Annotated in this window: 9 protein-coding genes and 1 tRNA gene; 7 read left to right on the top strand and 3 right to left on the bottom strand. The window is 62.4% G+C overall.

What is annotated here, in order from left to right:
* Both ABWP09_RS12080 and ABWP09_RS12075 read right to left on the bottom strand, forming a co-directional pair.
* Positions 1–511, bottom strand: a 511-nt coding sequence (locus ABWP09_RS12080; RefSeq protein WP_353205380.1) for a hypothetical protein, incomplete at its 3' end; no start/stop codon positions are given.
* A 148-nt stretch (positions 512–659) separates the two neighbouring features.
* Positions 660–833, bottom strand: a complete 174-nt coding sequence (locus tag ABWP09_RS12075; RefSeq protein WP_353205379.1) for a hypothetical protein — start codon at positions 831–833, stop codon at positions 660–662.
* A 132-nt stretch (positions 834–965) separates the two neighbouring features.
* Here ABWP09_RS12075 and ABWP09_RS12070 point away from each other — a divergent pair.
* The 7 genes from ABWP09_RS12070 (at position 966) to ABWP09_RS12040 (ending at position 7,369) form a co-directional block, all read left to right on the top strand.
* A tRNA-Leu gene (locus tag ABWP09_RS12070) sits at positions 966–1,050 on the top strand.
* A gap of 96 nt (positions 1,051–1,146) precedes the next feature.
* Positions 1,147–2,775 carry a trigger factor gene (gene tig / locus ABWP09_RS12065; RefSeq protein ID WP_353205378.1) on the top strand — a complete coding sequence of 543 codons (1,629 nt, stop codon included), beginning with the start codon at positions 1,147–1,149 and terminating at the stop codon, positions 2,773–2,775.
* Between the two features lie 119 nt (positions 2,776–2,894).
* The gene (locus ABWP09_RS12060; protein ID WP_353205377.1) at positions 2,895–3,848 is read left to right on the top strand and encodes a glycosyltransferase family 2 protein; all 954 of its coding nucleotides are present in this window, start codon (positions 2,895–2,897) and stop codon (positions 3,846–3,848) included.
* Between the two features lie 76 nt (positions 3,849–3,924).
* Positions 3,925–4,599: an ATP-dependent Clp protease proteolytic subunit gene (locus ABWP09_RS12055; RefSeq protein ID WP_353205376.1), complete on the top strand. Its 675-nt coding sequence runs from the start codon at positions 3,925–3,927 to the stop codon at positions 4,597–4,599.
* 144 nt (positions 4,600–4,743) lie between these two features.
* Complete coding sequence (gene clpX, locus ABWP09_RS12050) at positions 4,744–6,012, top strand: ATP-dependent Clp protease ATP-binding subunit ClpX (RefSeq protein ID WP_188445387.1); 1,269 nt, start codon at positions 4,744–4,746, stop codon at positions 6,010–6,012.
* Entirely contained in the window at positions 6,009–6,596 is a 588-nt protein-coding gene (locus ABWP09_RS12045; protein ID WP_353205375.1) for an N-acetyltransferase, read from the top strand. Before clpX ends, ABWP09_RS12045 begins: the two co-directional genes overlap by 4 nt.
* A gap of 119 nt (positions 6,597–6,715) precedes the next feature.
* Positions 6,716–7,369 (top strand): DUF4893 domain-containing protein, encoded by a 654-nt coding sequence (locus ABWP09_RS12040; protein ID WP_353205374.1) that lies wholly within the window; start codon positions 6,716–6,718, stop codon positions 7,367–7,369.
* On the opposite strand, the gene ABWP09_RS12035 is transcribed toward ABWP09_RS12040, so the two are convergent.
* Positions 7,364–7,960 carry a methyltransferase family protein gene (locus ABWP09_RS12035; RefSeq protein ID WP_353205373.1) on the bottom strand — a complete coding sequence of 199 codons (597 nt, stop codon included), beginning with the start codon at positions 7,958–7,960 and terminating at the stop codon, positions 7,364–7,366. The genes ABWP09_RS12040 and ABWP09_RS12035 overlap by 6 nt on opposite strands.
* Between the last annotated feature and the right edge of the window lie 77 nt (positions 7,961–8,037).

Here is an 8,037-nt window from a genome sequence, read left to right as displayed (position 1 = left end):
TGGTTTTCACCCAAGTGCCGAAAACCTTGCGCGGGGCGGTGTCGGTCCCAAACTCGCGATAACGGAACAGGATTTTCAGAAAGCTTCCATCGACAATATCTTGCTGAAAAAAGACATCATCGACGATGAATTCAGCATAGCACGGTGCCGTCGACGGATCGATACGGGTCGCTGCGGTGCGGATCGTTCGGCTCGGCAAAGCGGTATCGTGGAAAACAACACGCGAGTCCGCCTGCCCTAGGACGACATTGGGCTGACCGCTCTTCAACAACTCAACTTGGTTGGCAGTACCAATTGGTCCTGACGGCACGACGGGATAGCCGTCGCGCCCGGTTACTGCGCCATTGACGATTCCGCCGTGAAACCACCCGCTGTATATCGAACTCAGGCCAGATCCCGGCCAGACATGCAGCTCACAACCGCTGGGCGTACTTGCAATATTCGACTGCATACTCACTGGCGTCGCCAAAGAAAGCACAGCCGCCGCGAACACTTGCCACATTTCCGTCATCCCCCCGGCGATTGGGATGAAACGTAGTTCGGGGGGAGAAGGGTTGCAATTGCCATTTTAACCATGCCGACGCGCTGTACGCCGATTTTCATGCGCGATCCTGTCGACTACGCAATCTGCGGCAAAACACCTTCAAGAGCGCAGGTGTTTACGCAAAATCCCCCGTCATGCCGGTATCGACCGGCTCGATCGGTTCGCCGTCAGGCGTCGGGTCGGGATAATCCACATCGGGGGTTGGGCTCGGCAATTCGGTCGGGACCGAATCCGGCTGGCCCGGCTCGCTTGGGATCGGGGGCAATTCGGTCGGGGGGGTGCTGGCCATCTCGTCTCTCCTCTGCTTATTTAAACGCACAGTCACGCGCGCGGTTGCAAGCGATATTGCGGTGGCGCGTAAGTCCGCTTGCCCCGCCGCGCATCGCTGGTATAGACGCCCCCCACACCGACGGTGTCCGATGCGGGCGTGGCGGAACTGGTAGACGCAGCAGGTTTAGGTCCTGCCATCGCAAGATGTGGGGGTTCGAGTCCCTTCGCCCGCACCAGTTGTGAAGACTCGAAAGCATCCGGGGGATGCTTCCGGCTTCGCAACTCCCCGAGCGAAGCGACGGGTGCCGCTCAAGAGAGAGATTGAAAAGACAATGCAGACTGTCGAGACGTTGAACGAAGGCCTGAAGCGCGCCTACACGCTGAAAATCACCGCGAAGGATATCGATTCGCGCGTTGATGCCGAACTGAAGCGCGTCGCGCCGACGATCAAGATGCCTGGCTTCCGTCCCGGCAAGGTGCCCGCCAATCTGGTGCGCAAGATGCACGGCGAGGCGCTGATGCAGGATGCGCTCAACACGTCGATCCAGGAAGGCATTCAGAGCCTGATCGCCGAGCAGAAGCTGCGCCCCGCGCTGCAGCCGTCGGTCAGCCTCAATGACAGCTATGAACTCGGCAAGGATGCCGATGTCACCGTCGAGCTCGAAGTGCTCCCCGATGTGCCCGCGCCCGCGATCGACGGCCTGAAGCTAGAGCGTCTGACCGTCCCGGCCGATGAGGTCGCGGTCACCGAACAGCTCAAGAAGTTTGCCGACCAGCAGAAGCGCTGGGATGACGCCAAGGCGACGTACAAGGCGAAGATCGGCGATCTGGTCGTGATGGATTTCCTCGGCAAGGTTGGCGATGTCGCGTTTGACGGCGGTACCGGCACCGACATGTCGGTCGAGCTCGGCACCGGCCGCCTGATCCCCGGTTTCGAGGATCAGGTCGTTGGCGTAAAGACTGGCGAGGAGCGCCAGATCACCGTCACCTTCCCCGAGGATTATCAGGCCAAGGAATTGGCCGGTAAGGCCGCGACCTTCGACTTGAAGATCACCGCGGTGAAGACTGCGGGCGAGACCAAGATCGACGACGAACTCGCGACCTCGCTCGGCCTTGAGAGCCTCGAGCAGCTCACCGGCCTGTTGAAGGGTCAGATCGAACAGGAGCTCAACGGCCTGACGCGCACGCACATGAAGCGCAAGCTGCTCGACCAATTGGCCGAGGGGCATGATTTCGAAGTGCCGCCATCGATGGTCGCAGCCGAATTCGAGCAGATCTGGCAGCAGCTTCAGCATGAAGCAACGCATGAGGAAGATCCGGCGGCGGCGCTCGCCGAGATGGAAGCCGAGCGCGACGATTACCACAAGATCGCCGAGCGCCGCGTCCGCCTCGGCCTGTTGCTGAGCGAGATCGGCCAGGCCAATGGTGTTGAAGTCACCAGCCAGGAAATGAACCGCCTGATCGCGCAAGCCGCGCAGCGATATGGCCCGGAAGACCGCCAGCGCTTCATGCAATACATTCAGCAGGAGCCGATGGCCGCCGCCCAGCTCCGCGCGCCGCTGTATGAGGACAAGGTCGTCGACTGGCTGTTCGCCAAGGCCGAGATCAGCGACCGCGAAGTGACGCGCGAAGAGCTGGAAGCCGCGATCGAGAGCGAAGAAGGCTTCTCGTCCGGAACGCACAGCCACGACCATGACAACCACAAGCCCAAGGGCAAGAAGACCGCAGCCAAGAACGCCACAAAGCCGTCGGCCGACGACGCGTACGAAATGGAAGCGTCTGACATCGAGCCGGCCGCGCCCGGCGACGATCTGGTCGAAGCCGAGCCGGTGAAGAAGGCGGCGACCAAGAAGGCACCGGCGAAGAAGGCGGTCGAGGCCGCACCGGCCGAGGAAGCTGCTGCCGAGGCACCGGCCAAGAAGCCCGCTGCCAAGAAGGCAGCGGCGAAGAAGGCCGAATAATCTCTCCGTCATGCCGGACGTGTTCCGGCATCCACCGTGGGGCAAGTGTGGCAGCGCCAGTGCACGCTCCCCGGTGGACCCCGGAACCAGTCCGGGGTGACTGACAGCGGGGAATCACGATGACACCGCGTATCGCCATTCTACTGCCCTGCTATAACGAGAGCGCCGCAATTGCGCAGACGGTCGCCGGGTTCCGCGCGGCGCTGCCGGATGCGACGATCTACGTGTACGACAATAACAGCGACGACGACACGGTCGCGGTTGCGCGCGCGTCGGGTGCGATCGTGCGGACCGAGCGGATGCAGGGCAAGGGCAATGTCGTGCGCCGGATGTTCGCCGATGTCGATGCCGATATCTATGTGATGGCCGATGGCGATGCGACCTATGATGCGAGCGACGCGCCGGCGCTGGTCGCGCGTTTGCTCGACGAACAACTCGATATGGTGGTTGGCAGCCGTGTGACCCAGGTCACCGCCGCCTATCGCCGCGGCCATGTGCTTGGCAATCGGGCGATGACCGGGCTGCTCGCGCAATTGTTCGGGCGCAGCTTCACCGATATTTTTTCGGGCTACAGGGTCTTTTCGCGTCGCTTTGTGAAGAGTTTTCCGGTCCTCTCGTCGGGGTTCGAGATCGAGACCGAGATCAGCGTCCATGCGCTCGAGCTCAAAATGCCGACCGGCGAGATCGAGACTCGCTATTTCGCGCGGCCGGAGGGGTCCGAATCGAAGCTCAGTACGTATCGCGACGGGTTCCGCATCGCGCGGACGATCGTAACGCTATACCGAATCGAGCGGCCGTTGCTGTTTTTTGGCGTAATTGCAGGCGCCTTGCTGCTCGCCGCGTTCGCGCTCGCGGTGCCGCTGATCGTGACCTATATGCACACGCATCTCGTGCCGCGCTTGCCGACGGCGGTGCTGGTGACGGGGCTGACAATCCTTGCGGCGCTCAATATCTTTACCGGGCTGATCCTCGATACGGTGGTGCGCGGACGGCGCGAAGTGCGGCGGCTCGCCTATCTCGGCCACCGCGCGCCGGGTGGCGAAGAGCGCCGCGCCGATTCCGTCGGGGCTTGAACTCGCTTCCGCCAGCGACGATGTAGGGATTCCGGCATTCACGTCCTTTGGGGCATTTAGGACTTACAGGCTCATTATGCGCAATCCGTTCGACACTGGCGACTTCCTTGCACCTATCAATGACGGTCTGGTCCCGATCGTCATCGAGCAATCCAACCGCGGCGAGCGCAGCTTCGATATTTATTCGCGGCTGCTGCGCGAGCGGATCATTTTCGTGACCGGCGGGGTCGAGGATCACATGGCCTCGGTGATCAGCGCGCAGCTGCTGTTCCTGGAGTCGGAGAACCCCAAGAAGGACATCTTCATGTACATCAACTCGCCGGGCGGTGTCGTCACGGCGGGCATGGCGATCCACGACACGATGCAATATATCCGCCCGCGCGTCGGTACGGTGTGTATGGGCCAGGCCGCGTCGATGGGCAGCTTCCTGCTGGCGGCAGGCGAGCCGGGGATGCGTGTTGCGCTCACCAATGCGCGGATCATGATCCATCAGCCATCGGGCGGCGCGCAGGGCATGGCGTCGGACATTCAGATCCAGGCCAAGGAAATTCAGCGGATCAAAAACCGCATGAACGACCTGTACGCACAATATACTGGCAAGCCGCTGGAAGAGATTGAGCGCGCGATGGATCGCGATACCTTCCTCGAGGCGCATGAGGCGAAGGCGTTCGGCCTGGTTGACGAGGTATTTGACAAGCGTCCGGCATTGCCCGACGATTCGAGCACGCCGCCTGCGCTGACCTCGGCGTAAACACTTTTTGGACACCGGGGCGCTAGGGTGTATCCCGGTGTCGGTTCCGAACGGCGATTTTGGTGATTGTCGGACCGCGCGGGGGCGGTCTAGGATAGAGTCTCCGCATATGTGCGCCAGCCAGTGGCGCCAAGGATGGTTTGAATGACGAAGCTCAGCGGCGGTGACTCGAAGAGCACGCTTTATTGCTCCTTCTGCGGGAAATCGCAGCATGAGGTGCGCAAGCTCATTGCCGGGCCCACCGTGTTCATCTGCGATGAATGCGTTGAGCTGTGCAACGACATCATCCGCGAGGAAACCAAGTCTGCGCTGGTGTCCAAGAAGGATGGCGGCGTCCCGACCCCGCAGGAAATCTGCGACGTGCTCGATGATTACGTCATCGGCCAGAAGCGCGCCAAGCGCGTGCTTTCGGTGGCGGTGCACAACCATTACAAGCGCCTGAACCACGGCCAAAAGGGCGCGGATGTCGAGCTGGCCAAGTCGAACATTCTGCTCGTCGGGCCGACTGGCTGCGGCAAGACGCTGCTCGCCCAGACGCTGGCGCGTATTCTCGACGTGCCCTTCACCATGGCGGATGCCACGACGCTGACCGAAGCCGGCTATGTCGGCGAAGATGTCGAGAACATCATCCTCAAGCTGCTCCAGGCGTCGGATTATAACGTCGAGCGGGCGCAGCGCGGGATCGTCTATATCGACGAGATCGACAAAATCAGCCGCAAGGCCGAGAATCCCTCGATCACGCGCGACGTGTCGGGCGAGGGCGTGCAGCAGGCGCTGCTCAAGCTGATGGAAGGCACCACCGCGAGCGTTCCGCCGCAGGGCGGGCGCAAGCATCCGCAGCAGGAATTTTTGCAGGTCGACACGACCAACATCCTGTTCATCTGCGGCGGCGCGTTCAGCGGCCTTGAGAAGATCATCGGTGACCGTTTGCAGGGCAAGTCGATCGGCTTCGGTGCCTATGTCGCCTCGCCGGAGGAACGTCGCACCGGCGAGACGCTCAAGGCGGTCGAGCCCGAGGATCTGCTGAAGTTCGGCCTGATCCCCGAGTTCGTCGGCCGTTTGCCGGTGATTGCGACGCTTGAGGACCTCGACGTGCCGGCGTTGGTCACGATCCTGACCGAGCCGAAGAACGCGTTGGTCAAGCAGTATCAGAAACTGTTCGACATGGAGGCGGTCAAGCTCGGCTTCACCGACGAGGCGCTCGTGTCGGTCGCGAAGAAGGCGATCGACCGCAAGACCGGCGCGCGCGGGCTCCGCTCGATCCTCGAAGGCATCCTGCTCGACACGATGTTCGATCTGCCGGGGATGGACTCGGTCGATGAAGTGATGATCGACAAGGATGTGATCGAAGGCCGCAAGGAACCGATCCGCGTCTATGCCAAGAAGGAAAAGACCGGCACCGGGGGCGCGTGAGCGATCCGGTCCGGGTTGCGGGCAACGCTGACCGGGCGCAGATCGTCGCGCTGTTGGCACGCGCCTTTGCCGACGATCCGGCGATGGTCTTTCTGTTTCCCGATGCGACCGAACGGGCTGAACGTTTGCCGCGGCTGTTTGCTTTGCTGTTCGATGCCGATGCATTGAGTGGCATGCGGCTGGTGTCGCAAGGCGGCGAAGCGGCAACCTTGTGGCGCGGTCCCGGTCAAGGGAAAACCGGGCTGATGCCGTTGCTGCGCCAAGCGTGGCCGCTGTGGCGCACCTTTGGTGCCGCGATCGGCCGGGGGTTGGCGGTGTCGCACGCGATCGACGCGCATATGCCAACAATCCCGCATTGGTATCTTCATATTGCGGGCTGTGATTTGGCGGCGCAGGGGAAGGGGCATGGCGGTGCCGCGATTCGATCAGGCCTGGCCCGGATCGCGGGCAGCCGATTATCCACCTATCTTGAGACGGCGACCGAACGAAATTTGGGCCTTTACCGCGCGCTCGGCTTCGAAGTGATCGACACCTGGGTCGTGCCGCGCGGCGGACCACGCTTTTGGTCGATGCTACGCACCTGACCGTCGCGTAAGACGAACAGATCGACCGATCTTTACGATCTGTTAACCTTTGAGATTTACCAAATCTTAACGCGCGGCGACGCGTCTATCTGTCCATTCCCGTCAAGGAGCTGCCCGCGATGAATCACGGTTCGCTGTTGCTCGCCTCCATCGCAGTTTTGGTGTCCGGATGTGCCGTCAAACACCACCGCCCGACGCCGCTGCATCGAGCGCCCGGCGTGACGTCGCAGGCCCCGATGGCGTGGGAGACATTGGTCACAGCCGCTGATCGGGTACGGCTGGCCTCGCTCAACGAGGTGTGGACCAAAGCCCGTGCGGCCGTTCCCGGTCGGTTGAGGGCAAAGCTCGCTCAGGAAGGGCCGCTGGTTGATCCTGCGGCGGCGCTCGATTTGCCGAGCCTTCCGCCCGGGACATACTCCTGCCGGCTCGTCCGGCTCGGCGGTCGCGTCGGGTTCGCGACGTTCAAGCCCGATTTTTGCACGGTCGACGGCACCGCCCGCAACCTTTCCCTTACCAAGCAAAGTGGGTCGGTCCTGCCTGGCGGATGGCTGTTTCCGGACACCGATCGGCGGCAGATCTTTCTCGGCACCTTCCGTCCTGCGCATGTGAAGACCGCGCCTGCCTATAGCGTCAACGCGGCGCAGGACCTGGCCGGCATTGTCGAGCGCGTCGCGGCCTTCCGCTGGCGGCTGGTGCTGACTCGCGCAGGCGGTGGTGCTGCGGTCGATCTTTACGAGCTCGTGCCGGTTACGCCGCACGTGCCGGGATCATAGGATCCCCGGCACGAAGCGCTTCACGCGCGCGGCATAAGCGTCATAGTCGGGGAAGGTCGCGCGGAGCACCATCTCTTCATGCCGCACGCGCATCCACGTCCCGAGCGCGTAGAGCGGGGCCGCAATCAGCAAGTTGCGCGTATGGCCGTACGCGATTGCCATCGCCAGCATGAAGCAGCCGAGCGCGACATAGATCGGGTTGCGAATCCGGGCGAACGGACCGGACTGAACCAGAGTGCCGTCCGACCGTGTGCGCGCAACCAGTGCCCAGTTTTTTCCCGTTGCGCGCGACGACGCGTCGAACAGCCACACGGCCGACAGCATCAAGGCGAGCACCGCAAAACCTTCGATGACGGCCTTGGTCGATGCCGCCGCGAGCGAGGCGTCGACCGGTCCGAACCCGGCGATGCCGATGCCGATGCCCTGCACGATGATCCACACGATTGACGCGTTGCTGCGGGTGTTGTCCGCGCTTTTGGGTGCTTTGACGCCGCGCCGCCGTGCGAGCAACAGCGTGACGACAAACGCGATGAAGCCGCATCCGAGCGCGGCAAGGCCCGGTAAGCCGACCGGATCGTGCGGGAAATGCATGGCAGCCTCCTAGAGTCCATCTGTATTACTTCTATAAGGCACGTAGCGTCAATTGCTGGCCTTGGTGCGTTGCGCCT

Origin of the sequence: Sphingomonas sp., assembly GCF_040398505.1 — a bacterium.
GTDB lineage: Bacteria > Pseudomonadota > Alphaproteobacteria > Sphingomonadales > Sphingomonadaceae > Sphingomonas.
Note: the sequence above shows the minus strand (reverse complement) of the source record. Positions and strands in the feature narration are given on the sequence as shown.

Coding starts and splice junctions, on each gene's coding strand:
- ABWP09_RS12035 (WP_353205373.1), bottom strand. CDS start 7,960: ATGCATTTCCCGCACGATCCGGTCGGCTTACCGGGCCTTGCCGCGCTC.
- ABWP09_RS12060 (WP_353205377.1), top strand. CDS start 2,895: ATGACACCGCGTATCGCCATTCTACTGCCCTGCTATAACGAGAGCGCC.
- tig (WP_353205378.1), top strand. CDS start 1,147: ATGCAGACTGTCGAGACGTTGAACGAAGGCCTGAAGCGCGCCTACACG.
- clpX (WP_188445387.1), top strand. CDS start 4,744: ATGACGAAGCTCAGCGGCGGTGACTCGAAGAGCACGCTTTATTGCTCC.
- ABWP09_RS12040 (WP_353205374.1), top strand. CDS start 6,716: ATGAATCACGGTTCGCTGTTGCTCGCCTCCATCGCAGTTTTGGTGTCC.
- ABWP09_RS12055 (WP_353205376.1), top strand. CDS start 3,925: ATGCGCAATCCGTTCGACACTGGCGACTTCCTTGCACCTATCAATGAC.
- ABWP09_RS12075 (WP_353205379.1), bottom strand. CDS start 833: ATGGCCAGCACCCCCCCGACCGAATTGCCCCCGATCCCAAGCGAGCCG.